Source organism: Lacisediminihabitans sp. H27-G8 (genome assembly GCF_046156175.1).
Lineage (GTDB): Bacteria > Actinomycetota > Actinomycetes > Actinomycetales > Microbacteriaceae > Lacisediminihabitans.
Map to the genome: position 1 here is coordinate 475,289 of NZ_JAYLVL010000001.1, position 17,760 is coordinate 493,048.

At 67.7% G+C, this 17,760-nt stretch carries 18 protein-coding genes; 9 read left to right on the plus strand and 9 right to left on the minus strand.

Annotation, left to right across the window (positions count from 1 at the left end):
- Positions 1–23: 23 nt before the first annotated feature.
- Entirely contained in the window at positions 24–1,829 is a 1,806-nt protein-coding gene (locus tag VLI63_RS02225) for a glycoside hydrolase family 15 protein (RefSeq protein WP_409155287.1), read from the plus strand.
- Here VLI63_RS02225 and VLI63_RS02230 read toward each other — a convergent pair.
- Entirely contained in the window at positions 1,826–2,569 is a 744-nt protein-coding gene (locus VLI63_RS02230; RefSeq protein WP_409155288.1) for a dienelactone hydrolase family protein, read from the minus strand. The two genes, VLI63_RS02225 and VLI63_RS02230, sit on opposite strands and share 4 nt — an antisense overlap.
- 44 nt (positions 2,570–2,613) lie before the next feature.
- Entirely contained in the window at positions 2,614–3,474 is an 861-nt protein-coding gene (locus VLI63_RS02235; RefSeq protein WP_409155289.1) for an aldo/keto reductase, read from the minus strand.
- 74 nt (positions 3,475–3,548) lie between these two features.
- Between VLI63_RS02235 and VLI63_RS02240 the strand changes: the two genes are divergently transcribed.
- Both VLI63_RS02240 and VLI63_RS02245 read left to right on the plus strand, forming a co-directional pair.
- The gene (locus VLI63_RS02240) at positions 3,549–4,991 is read left to right on the plus strand and encodes a sensor histidine kinase (protein WP_409155290.1); all 1,443 of its coding nucleotides are present in this window, start codon (positions 3,549–3,551) and stop codon (positions 4,989–4,991) included.
- Entirely contained in the window at positions 4,988–5,644 is a 657-nt protein-coding gene (locus tag VLI63_RS02245) for a response regulator transcription factor (protein ID WP_409155291.1), read from the plus strand. Before VLI63_RS02240 ends, VLI63_RS02245 begins: the two co-directional genes overlap by 4 nt.
- A 35-nt stretch (positions 5,645–5,679) precedes the next feature.
- On the opposite strand, the gene VLI63_RS02250 is transcribed toward VLI63_RS02245, so the two are convergent.
- A complete protein-coding gene (locus tag VLI63_RS02250) occupies positions 5,680–6,216 on the minus strand; it encodes a hypothetical protein (protein ID WP_409155292.1) in 537 nt (178 codons plus the stop codon).
- A 403-nt stretch (positions 6,217–6,619) separates the two neighbouring features.
- Here VLI63_RS02250 and VLI63_RS02255 point away from each other — a divergent pair, with 403 nt between their 5' ends.
- The 3 genes from VLI63_RS02255 (at position 6,620) to VLI63_RS02265 (ending at position 9,045) form a co-directional block, all read left to right on the plus strand.
- On the plus strand, positions 6,620–6,985 hold the full coding sequence (locus tag VLI63_RS02255) for a hypothetical protein (protein WP_409155293.1): 366 nt from the start codon (positions 6,620–6,622) through the stop codon (positions 6,983–6,985).
- Positions 6,986–7,072: 87 nt separating this feature from the next.
- Positions 7,073–8,110 carry an FUSC family protein gene (locus VLI63_RS02260; RefSeq protein WP_409155294.1) on the plus strand — a complete coding sequence of 346 codons (1,038 nt, stop codon included), beginning with the start codon at positions 7,073–7,075 and terminating at the stop codon, positions 8,108–8,110.
- The gene (locus VLI63_RS02265; RefSeq protein WP_409155295.1) at positions 8,107–9,045 is read left to right on the plus strand and encodes an alpha/beta fold hydrolase; all 939 of its coding nucleotides are present in this window, start codon (positions 8,107–8,109) and stop codon (positions 9,043–9,045) included. Before VLI63_RS02260 ends, VLI63_RS02265 begins: the two co-directional genes overlap by 4 nt.
- A gap of 17 nt (positions 9,046–9,062) precedes the next feature.
- Here VLI63_RS02265 and VLI63_RS02270 read toward each other — a convergent pair whose 3' ends face one another.
- On the minus strand, positions 9,063–9,542 hold the full coding sequence (locus VLI63_RS02270; RefSeq protein WP_409155296.1) for a hypothetical protein: 480 nt from the start codon (positions 9,540–9,542) through the stop codon (positions 9,063–9,065).
- Positions 9,543–9,584: 42 nt separating this feature from the next.
- Here VLI63_RS02270 and VLI63_RS02275 point away from each other — a divergent pair, with 42 nt between their 5' ends.
- Positions 9,585–10,562 (plus strand): NAD(P)H-quinone oxidoreductase, encoded by a 978-nt coding sequence (locus tag VLI63_RS02275; protein ID WP_409155297.1) that lies wholly within the window; start codon positions 9,585–9,587, stop codon positions 10,560–10,562.
- 20 nt (positions 10,563–10,582) lie between these two features.
- Here the strand turns inward: VLI63_RS02275 and VLI63_RS02280 are convergent, their stop codons facing one another.
- Entirely contained in the window at positions 10,583–11,827 is a 1,245-nt protein-coding gene (locus VLI63_RS02280; protein WP_409155298.1) for an allantoate amidohydrolase, read from the minus strand.
- Positions 11,828–11,878: 51 nt separating this feature from the next.
- Between VLI63_RS02280 and VLI63_RS02285 the strand changes: the two genes are divergently transcribed.
- Positions 11,879–12,709 (plus strand): UbiA family prenyltransferase, encoded by an 831-nt coding sequence (locus VLI63_RS02285; protein WP_409155299.1) that lies wholly within the window; start codon positions 11,879–11,881, stop codon positions 12,707–12,709.
- Between the two features lie 99 nt (positions 12,710–12,808).
- On the opposite strand, the gene VLI63_RS02290 is transcribed toward VLI63_RS02285, so the two are convergent.
- Genes VLI63_RS02290 through VLI63_RS02300 form a run of 3 tightly spaced genes read right to left on the minus strand, consistent with a single transcriptional unit; the run spans position 12,809 to position 15,684 of the window.
- Positions 12,809–14,185, minus strand: a complete 1,377-nt coding sequence (locus VLI63_RS02290) for an MFS transporter (protein ID WP_409155300.1) — start codon at positions 14,183–14,185, stop codon at positions 12,809–12,811.
- 13 nt (positions 14,186–14,198) lie between these two features.
- Positions 14,199–14,873, minus strand: coding sequence for an esterase/lipase family protein (locus tag VLI63_RS02295; RefSeq protein WP_409155301.1), 675 nt, complete (start codon positions 14,871–14,873; stop codon positions 14,199–14,201).
- 10 nt (positions 14,874–14,883) lie between these two features.
- Positions 14,884–15,684, minus strand: a complete 801-nt coding sequence (locus tag VLI63_RS02300) for an alpha/beta fold hydrolase (RefSeq protein ID WP_409155302.1) — start codon at positions 15,682–15,684, stop codon at positions 14,884–14,886.
- Positions 15,685–15,771: 87 nt separating this feature from the next.
- Between VLI63_RS02300 and VLI63_RS02305 the strand changes: the two genes are divergently transcribed.
- Positions 15,772–17,001: a PQQ-binding-like beta-propeller repeat protein gene (locus VLI63_RS02305; protein ID WP_409155303.1), complete on the plus strand. Its 1,230-nt coding sequence runs from the start codon at positions 15,772–15,774 to the stop codon at positions 16,999–17,001.
- 66 nt (positions 17,002–17,067) lie between these two features.
- On the opposite strand, the gene VLI63_RS02310 is transcribed toward VLI63_RS02305, so the two are convergent.
- Complete coding sequence (locus VLI63_RS02310; protein WP_185200872.1) at positions 17,068–17,736, minus strand: hypothetical protein; 669 nt, start codon at positions 17,734–17,736, stop codon at positions 17,068–17,070.
- Positions 17,737–17,760 lie beyond the last annotated feature (24 nt).

The following is a 17,760-nucleotide window of genomic DNA, read 5'->3' on the forward strand; positions in this document are numbered from 1 at the left end:
GCTACCTCTGCGAGACTGAGGGAATGGCTCTGCGCATCGAGGACTACGCCCTGATCGGCGACTGCCACACCGCCGGAATGGTCGGACGCGACGGGAGCATCGACTGGCTCTGTTTCCCCCGCTTCGACTCCCCCTCCACCTTCGGGGCCCTGCTCGGGAACAAGGACAACGGTCGATGGCTCCTCGCCCCCGCGGGTCAGGTGCTGGCGACTTCGCGTCGCTATCTGGAGGACACCTTCATTCTGGTGACCCGATGGGTGACGGAGACTGGCGAGGTGGAGGTCACCGACTTCATGCCGCACGGTGACCGGCGAGCCGATGTGATCCGTCGCGTCACGGGAATCCGGGGCAGCGTGCCGATGATGATGGACCTGCGCTTCCGGTTCAACTACTCCGATGCCTTGCCCTGGGTGCGGCAGGCACCAGACGAGCACGGCCACGCACTCGTGGCGGTGGCTGGTCCGGACGCCGTGATCATGCGTGGGCCGGAGCTGAGGGCATCCGACCACACTCACGTCGCGGAGTTCACCGTCTCCGCCGGCGAGACCGTGGATGCCGCGATGACCTGGTACCCCTCGCATCGTGAGCCTCCCGCTCGGGTCGTCGTCGACGACCGCCTGGCCGACACGAGCCTCTGGTGGAAGGACTGGGCATCCCACTGCATCGCCTCCCCGGTCTACCACGACGAGGTCCATCGCTCGTTGCTGGTTCTGCGTGCTCTCACCCACGAGGACACCGGCGGGATCGTGGCGGCGGCGACGACGAGCCTGCCGGAGTCCTTCGGCGGCAGCCGCAACTGGGACTACCGCTACGTCTGGCTGCGCGACGCATCCCTCACCCTCAACGTGCTTCTCGGTCACGGATTCCACGAGGAGGCGAAATCCTGGCGCGGCTGGCTGCTCCGGGCCGTCGCCGGCGACCCGGGAGACGTGCAGATCATGTACGGGCTCGCCGGAGAGCGTCGGCTCACCGAGTGGGAGGTCGACAGCCTTCCCGGCTACGACGGCTCCTCCCCGGTGCGGGCCGGCAACGATGCCTGGAGGCAATACCAGGGCGACGTCTTCGGCGAGGTCATGATCGCGCTGCAATCGGCCCGAGAACTCGGTTTGGCCGAGGACCAGTTCAGCTGGCCACTGCAGAGGGCCCTCATGACCTACGTGGAGCAGAACTGGCGGCGACCCGACAACGGCATCTGGGAGATCCGAGGCCCGCAACGCGACTTCGTCTCCTCGCGTGCCATGATCTGGGCGGCATTCGACTGTGCCATCCGGGCGGTCACCGAATTCGGTCTCGATGGCCCGGTCGAGCGGTGGATTCGACTGCGCGACGAGGTCCGCGCCGAGATCGAATCGCGCGGATTCGATACATCCCGCAACACCTACACCCAGCACTACGGCAGCACCGGGGTGGACGCCTCGCTGCTTCTGCTGTCCCAGGTCGGCTACGTTGCCGCCGACGACCCGCGGATGCTCGGCACGGTGGCCGCAATCGAGGAGGAACTGCTTCACGACGGCCTGCTGATGCGGTATCGCACGGAATCCGGTGTCGACGGACTGCCCGCTGGCGAGCATCCGTTCCTCGCCTGTTCGTTCTGGCTGGTCGAGCAGTACGCCCGCAGCGGCCGGGTCGCTGATGCGCGCACCCTGATGGATCGCCTGGTGAGCTTCTGCAACGATCTCGGGCTGCTCAGCGAGGAGTACGACGTGGCGGGGGCGCGCCAGGTGGGAAACACCCCGCAGGCGCTCTCCCACCTCGCCCTGGTGCGTGCGGCCGATGCCATCGCCGCAGCGAGCGGTGCGGCAACACAGAGCGGTGCGGCCCGGGCCTAGCTCTTCTTCGCGAGATGCTCGCCGAAGAACGCGTCGATTCGCGTCCACGCATCAGCGGCGGCCTCCGGGTTCGGACCCGCTCCGAGGATGCGCTTCATGATGAACCGCAGCGCGGGCGGCCCGCTCTCCTCGTCGTTGAGGAACGAGTGCCCCGCTTCGGGGTACTCCTTCACGTCGTGGTCGATCCCGAGCCGGGTGAGCGATTCGTCGAGCTTCTGCGCGGCACCCTTCAGCGAATTGTCCTTACCGCCGTAGCTGCCGATGATCGGGCAGGCGCCCACGAGCGACTCGTCGAGTGGCTTGGGCAGTCGGCCGTAGTTGGCAGACGCGGCACCGAAGCCGAGACTCGCCGCGGCGAGCGCGAAGCCGCCGCCCATACAGAATCCGATGATGCCGACCTCGCCCGTGCACTCCTCGCGCGCGATGAGCAACTGCCTGGCCGACTCGATGTCGGCGAAGGAGCGACCGGTGCCGGCGCTCAGCTCACGAAAGGTCTGATTCAGGCACTTGCGAGCCCCGCCCTCGGTGAAGAGGTCAGGCATTAATGCGATGTAGCCGGCCCGGGCGAAGCGCTCGGCCTGCCGCCGCATCACGTCATTGATGCCGAAGGCCTCATGCACGAGCACGACTCCCGGCCACGGTCCTTCTCCCGCGGGGCGCACGAACTCCCCGGTGAGCCCGGCGCTCGCCCCGGTGAGCCCGGGGATGTCGATGGTCTGGACTGCGCTGGTCTCGGGCATTGCTCTCCTGTGTGGTGGTCGGGCGGGTGAAGGCGAGGCGGAGGTCAGACCGCTTCGGTCAGCTCCGTGAACTCATCATCGGTCAATTCGAGCGCGGCGGCTGCCACATTGTCCGCGAGATGATCGAGGCTCGACGTGCCGGGGATCGGCAGAAGCACCGGAGAGCGCTTGAGCAGCCAGGCGAGAGCGAGCTGCGAGGGGGACGCGTCGTGCTTCTTGGCGAGTGCATCGAGCGGCCCGCCCGGCTGCGCGAGCTTGCCGGTGGCCAGCGGGAACCACGGGATGAAGGCGATGTCGTTGGCCGTCGCGGTTTCGAGCAGCGGCTCGGCATCACGGTGGGCGAGGTTGAAGAGGTTCTGGACCGAGACGATGGTGGCGAGCTTCTGCGCGGCCACCAGCTCGTCGACACTGACCTCCGATAGTCCCAGATGCCGGATCTTGCCCTCGGCCTGGAGTGCCACGAGCTCCCCCAATTGGTCCTCGAGCGCGACTGTGGGGTCGATCCGGTGCAGCTGCAGCAGATCGATGCGCTCGAGGCCGAGGTGGCGAAGGCTCAGCTCCACCTGCTGGCGCAGGTATTCCGGCCGCCCAACCGGAATCCACTGGTTCGGGCCCTGGCGGGTGAAGCCGACCTTGGTGGCGATCACCAGGTCATCGGCATAGGGATGCAGCGCCTCTTTGATCAGCAGGTCGGCGACCTCTGGCCCGTAGGCGTCCGCGGTGTCGATCAGCGTCACCCCGAGTTCTACGGCTCGGCGCAAGACCTTCACCGCGTTCTGCGGATCGCGCGACTCTCCCCACACGCCTGCCCCGGGTAACTGCATCACTCCGTATCCGAGTCGGTTGACCGTGAGGTCACCGCCGATGGCGAAAGTTCCGGATGCGGACGCGATAGTCGAAGTCATGACCGTCACGGTACGCGCGTGAGACCTCTCTCATCTTGGAAGTAGCTGGGTAAGCTCTCCTCGATAATGAGGGGATGACCCGCCGCCGCACCATCACTGTGTCGGTGCGCGTGCGCATCCTCGCCGCGATGCTCGTGGTGGCCGCCGCCGGAATGACGGTGGCCGGGGGCACGGCCTTTCTGGTTCAACGACAGCGTGTGCTCACCCAGGTCGATGCGCGACTCGAGGACACGGCGAGCCGACTCCGCTCGATCGCCGCCGACAAGCAGTACCCGAGCATCCGTGAGCTGCTGACCGCCGCCATCCAACAGATCACTCCCGATACCAACGAGGGCATTCTCGGGATCATCGACGGCAAGCCGGCGGTCGTGCCCGGCAGCCAGGTCGGGGTGTCCCTGGAGAACGAGACGGCATTCATTGCGCGGATCAACCGTGAGACTGGGCCGGGGGCTGTGGTTCTCGGCACAGACGTGAGCTCTCGCGGAGCCCTCCGTTACCTGGCAGTCCCGGTGCGGGCGAGCGGTGACAGCGCCACCGGCGTCTACGTCGCCGCGTACAGCATCGACGCGGAACTCCTGCCGATCGCCGTCGGCTTCCAGACCTTCCTTCTGGTGGCGGCCGGTGCGCTGGTGGCGGTCGGTCTCGTCGGATGGTTCGTGGCCGGGCGCCTTCTGAGACCGCTGCGCATCCTGCGCGACACGGCGCGACGCATCACCGGGTCCGACCTGGTCGAACGCATCCCGGTGGCCGGCGGGGACGACGTCTCTGTGCTCACCCTGACCGTCAACGAGATGCTCGACCGCCTTCAGACCTCGCTCGAGGGCCAGCGGCAGCTGCTGGACGACGTGGGACACGAGCTCAAGACACCGATCACGATCGTGCGCGGGCAACTGGAGCTACTGGATGCCGGTGACGCGTCGCAGGTGGCAGAGATCCGTACCCTCGTGATCGACGAGTTGGATCGCATGAACCTTCTCGTCGCCGATATCTCACTTCTGGCCTCCGTTCAGCGTCTGTCCGGCGTTACGATCGAGCCCACCGACGTACGAAGCCTCACCGAGACGGTGTACCGCAAACTGTCGGCGATCCCGGGGAGGGACTGGAGACTCATGGAGACTGCGGATGCGGTCGCCGAGCTCGATCCCGCTCGGATCACCCAGGCGTGGGTTCAGCTCGCCTCCAACGCGAACCGCCATGGCACGCCCGGACTTCCCATCGAGATCGGCAGCAGGGTCGTCGAAGACCTCGGCGAGGAGTTCCTGGAACTCTGGGTGACCGATTTCGGACCCGGTATCGCTCCGGAGGCCCACGAGCGCATCTTCGAGCGATTCCGCCGCGAGGGAGAGGGCCGAGGCGAGAGCGGCGCAGGCCTGGGGCTCGCCATCGTCACGACGATCCTCCACGCGCACAACGGGGTGGTCCGCCTGGAGAGCGCCCCGGCGATCGGATCCACCTTCACCCTCGAGTTGCCGCTCGGACCCGCGCTCCCCGGCGACACCTCGGAGGAGCAGGAATGAGTGGGATTCTGATCGCCGAAGACGAGGAGCGCATCTCCTCGTTCATCGAGAAGGGCCTGAGGGCAGCGGGCTACACCTCGCACGTGGTGACGAACGGCGGCGACGCTCTCGACTTCGCCTCGTCCGGGTCATTCGACCTCCTCGTCCTCGACATCGGGCTGCCCGGCCTCGACGGATTCGAGGTATTGCGTCGTCTCCGGTCGTCCGGCTCCACCATTCCCGTCATCATCCTCACCGCTCGCGATTCCGGTGCCGACACGGTCGCGGCACTCGAGAGCGGGGCGAACGACTACATGTCGAAGCCGTTCCGGTTCGACGAATTGCTCGCGCGGATCCGCCTCCGTGCCCAGGATGCCGTGCCAGCCGATCGATCGGTGCTCTCGCACGGTGACCTCAGCCTCGACACCCGCACCCGACGCGCAACGATCGGCTCGCGAACCGTCGACCTGTCCGCGCGCGAATTCGGTCTCGCCGAGGAGTTCCTGCGGCATCCCGACCAGGTTCTCAGCCGGGAACAGTTGCTCAGCCGCGTGTGGGGGTTCGACTTCGACCCCGGCTCGAATGTCGTGGACGTGTACGTGCGCTACCTCCGCGCCAAATTCGGGCCGGAGCACATAGAAACGGTGCGCGGGATGGGCTACCGGTTGAGGTAGGGCATCCCGCGCACCTGGCCGGGCCGACCGTAGTGCTAGTGGTGCGCGCCGGTGTCGCCCGAACCGCCACCGTTGCCACCACCGCCCGAGGAACCGCTCTTGCCGGAGCTGCCACTACCCGAAGTGGAGCCCGATCCGCTGGTTCCCGAACCTGAATCGCCCAACCCGCCTGTGCCGCCCGACACACCCGTGCCGTGGCCGGAATCGCCGTCGCTGTTCGTGTCGCTGTCACCGTCGCCGCGAACGTGTCCGTCGCCCGCGCCATCGTCACCGAGATCGTGTTTCGCACCCTCGCCGGTACCGCTGTGACCGGCCCCGCCGCCGTCGACATTGATCGGCGGCGCCGGAGCGACCGTGGTCGTGCCGGTCGGACCGTCCGACTTGTCATTCGCCGGGGATGCGGTCGGAGACGGGCTCGTTGTCCCTGTCGTCACCGGGGCGATGCCCTGCACCATACCGGTGCGGTCCTCGATGGTGAGGCTCTGCGCGACTGCGGCGGCCCCGGCCGAACCGAGAGCGAACACCCCGAGCGTGACGGCACCGGTGAGCACGATCTTTCGCGAGATGTTCATTCCGGGGTCCTTTCGCTCGTGCGTTTGTCCGTGGGGGCTGAGTGTTCGGCGCGCCTGCGAGGCTACCCGCACGACGTAATAAGTGTCGATCGAAGGGATGAGACCCCCACGAGAATCGGATGAGAAGGCTCTCATCTTGCTCGCGTCCCCGCGCAGCCGCCGGATGGCGGAGGACATGGCCGGGCAGGGTCGAAAGTTCGGGGCGAAAACCCCGTGATTCCGGGCATTCCCGATGAGATTGTGGGTCATGCCCCCAAATTGGGGCACATACCGGCTTGCCCCGCGAATGAGGGGCTGATACGGTCACTCTATCGATCCGATGTCCCCCTAAAGACGGACAGACCGATACACAGTTCATGTACCCGACATGAACCGTTCCTTACCCGAAAGGAACAGCCAGCACATGAATGCTGCGCTTGCTGCCGCGCCCGCGGCGATCGATGCGATTACCCTGCCACTAGTGCTCACTGTCTCTTTTGCGACAGTCGCCCTCGTGGCCATCGCCGTTTTTGTGAGGCGCTCGCGCCTCACAGGACGGCTGACCGGAGTGACCGCGGCAGCAAGCGGAGTTTCAGCGGCCGGCATCCTCGCGAGCGCTCTGCTCGTGAGTGTCGCGCTCGGCGGATCTACAGTCGCTTCGGCTGACACCGTCTCCGGAACCGGCGCCCCCCAGCCGGGCTCTTCGGATTCGTCTGTCACCGTCGTGTCCCCCACTGTCGATCCGCCGACCACCGACGATCTCAGCGGCCCGCAGCTCCCCACCGAGTAGACAGACCCCTCCTCGCGATCGCGGTGTGCCAGGGTCTGACGCCGATGATCGAACTGGTGAGACCCCGCCTCCGGATACTCTGGGGGGATGCGACTGATGGCCTCGCTGCGCGCCTCGTCACGCAGTCCCCTGCTCCAGGTGCTCAAGACCTCCGTCGCCGCGATCATCGCCTGGCTCATCTGCACGGTGACGCTGGGACAACCGCTTCCGATCTTTGCGGCGATCGCGGCGCTCCTCGTCGTTCAGCCGAGTGTGAACCAGTCCCTCGCCAAGGGCATCGAACGCAGTGTCGGAGTGATCTTCGGGGTCGTCCTCGCCTACGCCGCTGGAAGCCTCTTCGGGCATTCGAGCTGGATCGTTCTCGGCATCATCGTCGTCTCGCTCTTGGTCGCCTGGGCACTTCGACTCTCGCCGGGCTCGGCGAACCAGATCCCGATCAGTGCGATGCTCGTTATCGCCATCGGTACCAACACGCCCGGATACGCGGTCAATCGGGTGATCGAGACCGTGATCGGCGCGATCGTCGGGTTGGCTGTGAATGCGATCATCGTGCCGCCGGTGCTTCTCACCCCCGCGCACGGAGCGGTGGTGCGACTGGCCGAGCGAGTCGCGGACACCCTCTCTTCCTTTGCGACGGCCCTGCGGACTCCGCAGAACGCGCAGGAGCTCGCCGCGATGCTGGCCGCGGCACGCCAGCTGCCGGCACTGCGCAATTCGGCGACGGATGCTCTGGTGCGCGCGGACGAATCCCTGATGCTCAATCCGCGACGGGCGCGGTACCGCGAGGCCCTGGAGCGCGATCGTGACCTTCTCGACACCCTGGGAATCCTCGTGACCCGCGTGACGGGCATGGCCAGAGCCCTTCACGACAACTACGACACGGGCCTGGCCGATGATCGCTTCGTGGGCTCGATCGCGCTCGAGCTCGACCGGGCAGCGCACGACCTCCGCCTTCTCGCGCGGGACACTCCGAGCACGGAGCCGACACCGATCACCGCCGAACTCCCGGCGCTCACCGCACCGTTGACGATCGCCCTGCCGGATCCGGACAACTGGATCCTGGTCGGGTCACTGCTCGAAGACCTGCGCCGGGTGCGCGAGGTCATCATCGGGGAGGTCGCATGAGCATCGTCACTCTCGAAAACTACGCACCATTCGAACTCCTCTCCGATCCCGATGCGCTCGGGCTTGCCACCACCACGGTCTCGAGCCCGCTCGGAACCTGCGTCGCGCGACATCCGTCCCGCCGCACCTCGACACGCGCGACCCTGTTCCTCCACGGAGCCGCCGGATCGTGGACCACCTGGACCCCGCTGCTGCAGGCGGCGGTCGCTGATCGGATCGATCTCGGTGACATCGTGATCTTCGACCTGCCGGGCTGGGGCGACGCCTCCCTCGCGGAGGACTCCGTCGACGACCCGGTGTTCGCGATCTGCTCGCTCGTCAAGGACATGGCCGAAGAACTCGGTTACACCGAATGGGACATCGTCGGCCACTCCCTCGGCGGATTCATCGCCCTCCACATGGCTTCGATCTGGCCACAGGCCGTGCTCTCGGTGGGGATGGTCTCTGGCACGACCTTCTCGATCATCCACTCCGTCGAGCATCCGGTGCGGCGCTTCGGCGAGCTTCCGGGATTCACGATGCTGTGGCGCGTCATGCAGTTTCTCGACCTTCTCGGCCGGGCGGGGCCGGCGCTGGTGCGGGGCATCGGCGCGATCGGGCTGCTGCGCCCGGCCACCTTTCCGCTCTTCCGGCACTGGCAGGCGGTCCCGCGATCGCAGGGGCACGCTCTTGCCGTAGAGATCCGTCCGCGATCATTCGCGACAGCTGCCGCCGTGACGAAGGGATACGACGCGGATGCGCGCTGGTCGCGGATCGAATGCCCGGTGCGCGCGACCAAGGGCGACCGTGACGTGTTCGTCACCCAGGAAGACCTCGACCATCTCGGGCGGCTCCTGCCGTCGAGCGTGCGAACGGTCATCCCGGACTGCGGCCATTTCGGTGCGGTCGAACGCCCGCGGGCAGTGCTCAGCGCGCTCGGGTATACCGAGGACTGAGGCCGCAAGCCACCGGATCAGTCGGCGAGTTCGAGCCAGGTGAGGCTCGCGAACTCCTCGTGGGTGAGCCCGAGAGACTCCGAGAGTCCGGCGACCTGGGTGCGGAAGGCGAGGGAGTCCGAGCCTTCGCGCACGACGACGTCGACTCCCGCGGGGCTCAGCAGCGACTTCGCGAAACGGATCACCAGGATGTTCGAGTCCTCAGTCACTCCCGCGACCGCCCACCGGCTGGTCACAAAACGAAGCAGCCCCGCCCCGCGCCAGACGAAACCGTCGTAGCGCATCCGGTCGACGCCCACGATGGTCTTCTCCACGCCATCCGCTGTCGTATACCCGACCACGTCATCCAGCACGAGCGGATCGGCGGTCTTCAGGTCGTAGCGGAAGTGCGGCCGGAGACGATCACCGCGGAGCCACATGGGAAAGTTGGTGGCACCGATGCGCCAGGTGCCCGGAAGCAACGCGGCGAGAGCGGCGGCGTCCGGGGCGAGTGGCATGACTTCCAACCTAGTTGCAGCGGCTGGGCGTAGCGTTCAGGAATGCATGCCATCACTGTCCCCAGTCCCGGGGGTGTCGACTCCCTGGTCCACACCCGACTCCCCGATGTCGTTGCCGGCACGGGAGAGGTCGTGATCGAGGTCGCCGCCGCCGGCGTCAACCGGGCCGATATCGGCCAACGCGAGGGCAACTATCCGCCGCCCGCGGGTGCCTCCCCGCTGCCCGGCATGGAGGTCTCGGGGATCATCAGGTCACTGGGGCACGGCGTCAGCGACTGGGCGGTGGGTGACCGGGTGTGCGCCCTGCTTCCCGGCGGTGGCTACGCCTCCCTCGCCGTGGCCGCGGCCGGCCAACTCCTGCCCGTGCCGGAATCCCTCGATCTCGTGGATGCCGCGGGGCTCCCCGAGGCGATCGCGACGGTGTGGTCGAACGTGTTCCTCACCGCGGGGCTGCGATCGGGAGAGACTCTCCTCGTGCACGGGGGGTCGAGCGGCATCGGCACGATCGCCATCCAGCTCGCCCGCGCATTCGGCTGCCTCGTCGCCGTGACCGCCGGAACCCCGGCCAAGCTCGCGGCCTGCGAACGGCTCGGTGCGGACATCCTCATCGATTACCGAGAGACGGACTTCGCGGAGGAGATTTCGGCGGCCACCGAGGGTGCGGGCGTCGATGTGATCCTCGACTCGATCGGCGGCGGCTACCTCGACCGCAACCTCCGCTCGCTCGCCCCGCACGGCCGTCTGGTCAACATCGCGAACCTCAGCGGGGAGAGCGGCGACCTGGACTTCGGGCTCATGATGCGACGCTGGCTGTCGATCCACGGATCGACACTGCGGGCCCGCCGACCGGAGGAGAAGGACGAGATCATGGCGAGCGTGCGGGAGAACGTCTGGCCTCTCGTGGAGAACGGCCAGATCGTCCCCGTGATCGACAGCAGGTTCGCCCTCGCGGATGCCGGGAAGGCGCACGAGCGGATGGAATCCTCCGGCCACATCGGCAAGCTGTTGCTGCTGCCGTAGCACTGGGGGCGGCCGGCCTCTCAGTCTCGGGTGAGCAGCGCCTCCAACGCGTCGGCGAGCGCGATCGACCCCGCTTCCGCGTCGTCCGCCTCCACGTGTTCCTCCGGCGAGTGGGACACTCCGGTCGGATTGCGCACGAAGAGCATCGCCGATTCGACCCGCGCGCCGAGAACGCCGGCATCGTGGCCCGCCCCGGTGTCGAGGAGCGGGCTGTCGGGAAGGGTGCCCGCGATCCGGTCCCGGAGCCCGATCGGGAACTCCACGGTTCCGCTCAGCGATTCCTCGACGACCCGCACCGAGCAGCCCTCTTCGGCGGCCAGGCGCTCTGCCTCGCTCGTGATGCGCTGCACCACCGCCGCCGTTATGTGGTCGTGCGGATGCCGCACATCCAGCCACAGGTCGACGCTGGATGCGATCACGTTGGTGCCACCGGGCACCGGGGTCAGCCGCCCGACGGTCGCCCGGGCACCCGGATGCGCGAGAGCCGCCTGGCGAACGGCAACGACGATCTGTGCCGCGGCGAGCATCGGATCCCGCCGGTCCGCCATCAGGGTGCTCCCCGCGTGATTGCCCTGCCCACCGACGGTGATGCGCCAGCGCCCGTGACCGAGGATCGAGCGCGCGATTCCCACGGGCCGGCCCAGATCGATCAGCCCCCGGCCCTGCTCGACGTGCAGCTCGAGGAAGGTCCCCATGGTCGCGAGGGTGCCGTCGTCCTGTCCGAGGAATCGGGGATCCAGTCCCCCCGCCGCCGCGACCTCGGCAAAGGTCGCGCCGCCTTCATCCCGCAGCGACCGTGCCCGGTCGGCGTCGATCGCCCCGGTGAGCAGGCGCGATCCGAGACATGCCACACCGAAGCGGGAACCCTCCTCCTCGGGGAACACCGCGATCGCGAGTGGACGCCGCGGGGCGACGCCACGCTCGCGCAGGCGGTCGATCGCGACGAGCGCCGAACAGATGCCGAGCGGACCGTCGAAGGCCCCTCCCCCGGGCACAGAGTCGAGGTGGCTGCCGGTGACGACGGAGTCTCCCGCCGAGAGGTCGCCCATCGACGCCCAGATGATGCCGTTGAGGTCGGTGTGCACGTCGAGACCGCGTCGGGAGGCCTGCTCGGTGAACCAGCCCGTGAGATCGCGCTCCGCCGGCGAGAACACCGGGCGCGAGTACCCGCCGCGCTGGCGGTCACGCCCCACGTCGGCGATCTGTGCGAGGAGCCCGGTGACCGTGTCGGCCCGCGTGGAGTCGAGACGCGGTGACTCTGGCATGTTCCCCACGATAGTGCGAGCGGCACATCCCGGCGCAAGTAGCATGAACGGATGCCCCGAACTGCCGCCGCGCTGGCCCTCTCGAGCCACCCGGGTCCGAGCCTCGCGGTCAGCGCCGTTACGGCAGTGCTCGGCATCGCTGTCGGCCTCGATCCCCTGCACGTGGCCATTCTCGGTGTGGCAGTCCTGCTCGGACAGCTCTCGGTGGGACTCTCCAACGACTGGATCGATGCGGGGCGGGATCGCGCGGTCGGACGCACCGATAAGCCGGTCGCCGCCGGGCTGGTGGGCGTTGGCACCGTGCGCGCGGCGTCATTCATCACGGTGGCGGCGGCGATCCTGCTCACGCTCCCGCTCGGTGGGCCGGCCACACTCGCCCACACAGCCTTCATCATCTCCGCCTGGACGTACAACCTCGGTCTCAAGAAGACTCCCGCCTCGGTGGTCCCCTACATCGTGAGTTTCGGATTGCTGCCGATGATCGCCACGCTGTCGCGCCCCGTGCCCGCCGTCGCCGCGGGTTGGGCGATCGCCCTCGGTTCACTCCTCGGCGTCGCCGCACACTTCGCCAACGTGTTGCCCGATCTCGATGACGACGCGCGCACGGGCGTGGCCGGGCTACCGCATCGCATCGGCCGCGCGGCATCCGGGATCGTGATCTGCGGAACCCTCGCCGCCGGGGGAATTGTCGCCTTCTTCGGACCGTCGGGCGACAAGACCCTGCTCCAGTGGGTCGGGCTGGCACTCACCCTTCTGCTCGCCGGTTCGATCGCCGTCGTGCTGCGCCGGCCGCCGACCCGGCTGCTGTTCCAGTTGATCATCGCCGCCGCCCTCGTGAACGTGGTGCTGCTCTCGTTCAGCGGATCCCGGCTGCTCGCCTGACCATTTGCGCGCCGCGGCACTCGCCGATCGCCCCGGGCACGACTCCGCGCCGTTCCCGGGCCGACCGAGGAACGAGGTCGATTTCAGGCGGGAGCGGGGTCAGTCGGCGGCGCTGTCGACCGGCGGCGTCTCCTTTGCGGGGTTGCGGATGCCGATCCACGAGGTCACCCCGCCGAGCAGCAGCAGCACCGCGGTGACCAGCACTCCACGCTGGAAGCCGGCGACGCCGAATTGGGGCCCGACGATGAGCGCCACGAAGGCAATGGCAACGAGGCCGGCAACCCTCGAGACGGCGTTGTTGATCGCGGAACCGATCCCGGCCTGGCGCTGATCGATCGCCCCGAGGATCGCGCTGGTGAGCGGGGCGACGGTGATCGTCATCCCGAATCCGAACAGGATGACCCCGGGCAGGATCTGCGTCCAGTAGTCGGCCTTCGCGCCGGTGAAGGTGAAGAGGAAGAAGCCGGTCGCGGTGATGATCGGGCCGACGGTCATGAACGCTCGCGGACCGTACCGGCCGGCGAGGCCACCGATCCGGCCGGAGAGCAGGATGCTGATGATCGTCACCGGGAGGGTCGAGAGCCCGGCGAGCGTCGCCGGGTACCCGGCGACCTGCTGAAGGAACACCGCGAGCAGGAAGCCTCCGAGCGAGATGGCCGCGTAGACGAAGGTGGTGGTCAGGTTACCCCAGGCGAAATTGCGCACGCGGAACAGCGCGAGGGGCACCATCGGCTGCTTTGCCACCTGCTCTCGGCGCAGGAAGGCGACGAACGCGACGACGCCAAGGCCCATGCTGAGGAAGATGAGGGGACTTCCCCAGCCGTAGTTGCCCTGCTCGATGAGGGCGAACACCGGCAGCCCGACCCCGAGCACACCCAGCACGGCGCCGGGATAGTCGATGGCGACACCCTTCTGTCGCTCGTCTTTCTGCTTGAGCACCGCGAGCAGGTACAGCGTCACCACGATCGGCAGCACATTGATCGCTAAGACCAGCCGCCAGCTCGCCAGATCGACGAAGAGCCCGCCGAGGAGCGGACCGAGGATGAAGGCCGCGCTGGTGAAGCCGGTCCACTGCCCGATCGCCTTGGCCTGGGCCGCGCCGCGGAAGTTGGAGAGGATGATCGCGAGCGAACTCGGCACGAGCAGCGCACCGGCGACCCCCTGCACGCCGCGCGCGATGATGAGGATCTCGGCGGCAGGGGCGAGCGCGCAGAGCAACGAGGCAGCGCCGAAGCCGATGAGACCGGTGCGAAGCACGACGATGCGCCCATAGACATCCGACAGCGATCCGGCGACGAGGATCAGCGATCCGAGCGTGATGAGATAGGCATCGACCACCCACTGCTGGGTGGTGATGCCACCCCCGAGGTCCCTCGTGATGGCCGGAAGCGCGACGTTGATCACCGAGCCGTCGAGAAAGGCGACGAACGAGGCGAGAACCGCGATGGCGAGTACGAGTTTCTGGTGCTTCTCCATTGCCGCCATTCTTCTACCCCCGCGCCGAGAGGGCAGCCTCCACTTCGGTGAACAGTGCAGGCGAGCTGAGCGGACGGAAGTGGCCCACCATCGGAAGGCGGATATTGGTCGCACCGGCGAGCTCGCTGCCCTCGGGGATCAGCGGATCGAGACGGCTGTAGATGGAGGTGATGCGTGCGTTGGCCTCGAGGTTCGCGGCCAGCGTCATCACGGTCTCGTCGCGAGGGGAGAAGGCGCGCAGGGTACGCACCGGCGCCCAGTTGGCCAGGGTCGAGCCGCCGAAGGGCGAGTTGATCGCGACGAGGCTGTCGATGCGGCCCGCGCGGTCATCCGTCACCATCATGTGCTTGGCGATGAGGCCGCCCTTGCTGTGCGCGACGATGACAACTCCGGTGAGGTTGCGCTCGTCGAGGTATCGCTGGGCCAGCTCCGCCGAGGCGACGATCGTGAACCGGTTGTATCCGAGCGCGGGAAGTGTGTGGATCGGATGCCCGAGGGTGTTGAGCCGGTCAGCCACCGGACGCAGGAACTGCCAGGTCTCGTACACTCCGGGGAGCAGCAGCACGGGAGCGAGGGTCCCGCGGTCGTAGCGCGGGCTCGGAACGCGACCGACGACGTGTCTCGTCTGTTCCCGCATCTGGTAGAGCCGGTCGGCCACGGCGGCTCCCGCATCTCTGGCACTGATCATGAACGGCGCCTCATTCGGAGTGCCTCACGATGAGGGACGCGATGCGCACCGGGTCGGAGTGCATCACGACGTGCGGGCCCGCGACGTCGGCGTAGGTGCCGTGAGGCAGCAGTTCGGCCACCCGCTCGGCCCAGGACCGCGGAACAATCGGATCGCGGTCCCCCCGAAGCACGAGTGTTCGCGCCTCGATCACCGGAAGACGGTCTTCCATGCGATCGTCGACCAGGTGCTTGAACTGGGCGAAGAAATACGGGATGCCGCACCGCACCAGATAGTCGGTGACGACGATGAGGTTGGAACGAAGCGACTCCCGGGGGATATCGCGCAGCAGCGCCATCACCTCCGTGCTGAAGCGTCGGTCGGGCGGGTTGACCGTCGGCGCGATGAGCACGAGACGATCGGTCACCTCGGGAGAGTCGAACACCAGCTGCGAGACGACCTGGGTACCCATCGAATGCCCGACGAGCACGGGATTCACGATGCCGGCCTGCTGCAGGAAGGTGCCGAGCACCTTGGCATGCAGGGCGATGGAGACATCGCGCTTCGGATCCGGAGCCGAACCGTACCCGGCGAGATCGATGAGGAAGACTTCGCTGCTCTTGGCCAGCTGCTCGGCCAGGGGATGGAAGTAGCGGGAGGAGACACCGATGCCGTGGACGAGAACGAACGGCCGTCTCCCTGCCGAGTCGACCGACCCGGGGAAGCGCCTGATCGCGACGGCGAGATCGTCGTAGAGCGGACGACTCGAGAAGAAGGTGACGCCGTGCCGGTGCCGCCGCCGTTCGCCGGTGCGGAGGTCATTCGTGGTCACGCGATCGACTCTACGCGGCGCACATCCGTCATCGAACTGTAAGACGCATCCGGCTCCGCGACGCGCAGCCCGTCATAGGTTCGCTGCATGACCCGTGTACTGAGCACTGCGACGCTGCGTCTATCGGCCGGTGCGCTCATCGTGGGCGTGCTGCTGACGGGATGCACAGCTCCGGGAACAGGCGCCGGATCAACCGGTGCGGCCGGTGGCCTGAGCGGCGTCGGGCAGCTCCCTGCACCCGCGAGCGCCTGGCCGTCGGCGCAGTTCGATGCCCGGCACTCCTCCGCGACAGCCGCGACCGGGCCACAGACGGCGAACCTCCGCTGGTCGAGGGACCTCGGCGGATCCGTGACGCCGGGGCCGGTGATCGGCGTCGACGGCAGCATCCTCGCGGCCACGAACGCTGGGGTGCTGCACGCCCTCGACCCCACGACCGGAGAGGATCGCTGGGTCTTCGATGGCGGCTCCGGTTACGGAAGCGACCTGTCGACCAGCCCGGCAGTGCTCGGAGACGGCACGATCCTCTGGCCCGGGCCCCGCTCCACCCTGTTCGCCCTCGATCGGTCCGGACGGCTGATCTGGACGGAGAAGTTCGCGGCCGATGTGCTCTCGCCCGCAATCGCCGGTCACAACCGGGTCTATGTAGCCGACCTCGCCGGTCACCTCTCGGCCCTCGAGATCACCGCCCACGGCCACCGGAGGGTGTGGTCCCTCGACCTCGGCGGTGTCGACTATGCGAGCCCCGCCGTCGGTCCGGATGGCACCATCTATACCGCCATCGAAAAGCAGCTCATCGCCGTGCGTGACACCGGCAGTTCGGGAGTCATCCGCTGGCGGTTCGAGACGGCGAAGCGCATCGAGGTCTCCAGCGGGGTGAGCGAGTCGGGAATCGTGGTGCTCGGCACCAACAACGATCACGAATACGGCGTGCGCAGCGACGGCAGTCGAGCCTGGCAGCTGCTGATCCACGACTACACCTACTCGTCATCGACGGTTCGACCCGATGGCACGGCCTACTTCGCCGACAACTCCGGACGGGTGCGCACCGTCGATTCCTCGACCGGTCGGGTCATCCGCACGATCGCCCCGGTCGCGCCGGCGAAGGAACACGCCTGGACCTCGATAGTGGTCGATGCGCGGGCCAACACCTACTGGGGATCGATGAACGGCACCGTCTACGGCTACGACGCGAACGGGCACCGACTCTTCGCCCTCGCCGTCGATTCCGGGGTCTCGAGCTATCCCGCGCTCGGCGCGGACGGCACTCTCTATCTGGGGACGGTGGGCGGCGTGCTCTATGCGATCGGTGCGCGCTGACCGTCGCTCGCACGACGAAGGGCCCACCGCGATCGCGGTGGGCCCTTCGAGTGACGCGCTGTGCTGCTACTTGATCTGCGCCGTGATGGTGGCGATGCCCACGAGGAGGCCGCCCTTGACGGCGTCCGTCGAGAACACCTTGTCGAGCAGGCCGGCCGCGGTGTCGGAGATGTGCACCGTCGTGCCGGTGAGGATGGCGTTGTCACCCTCGAGCTGGAGCGGCTTCAACGTTCCACCGTGGAGGTCGAACAGCGGGGCCTGGACGGCAGCAACGGTCCCGTTGACGTCGACATCGCCGTAGAGCTGCGAGTTGCCCGGGTTGATCGTGAAGTTGGAGAGACCGACGACGGTGGATCCCGCGGTGAGCGAGAGGCCGGATCCGTCGTGCTCGATGATGCCCTGAACGTAGGGGCGGTAGTTGCTCTTCGGCGACCAGTAGACGACGCTTCCGCCCGTGATCGGGAAGTGCACCGAGCCATCGGTGAGGGTTCCGGTGCCCGTGACACCGGGGGTGAGGCCGAGCGAGGTGAGAGCCGAGGCAAAGCCGGCGTCGAGCAGCACGGCAGTGTCGCCGCCCTTGAGCGCCGGAACGGCGGCAGCCGGGGCGGGGATGGCGGAGGAGGACTTCGCCTTGATCTCGGGAGCGGCGTTGGCGGTGGAGCTGACGCCGGCAACGCCGGCGACGAGGAGGCCCGCGGTGGCGATTCCGATGGCGGCCTTGGTGAAACTGCGCATGATCTTAACCTTTTCTGACGATGG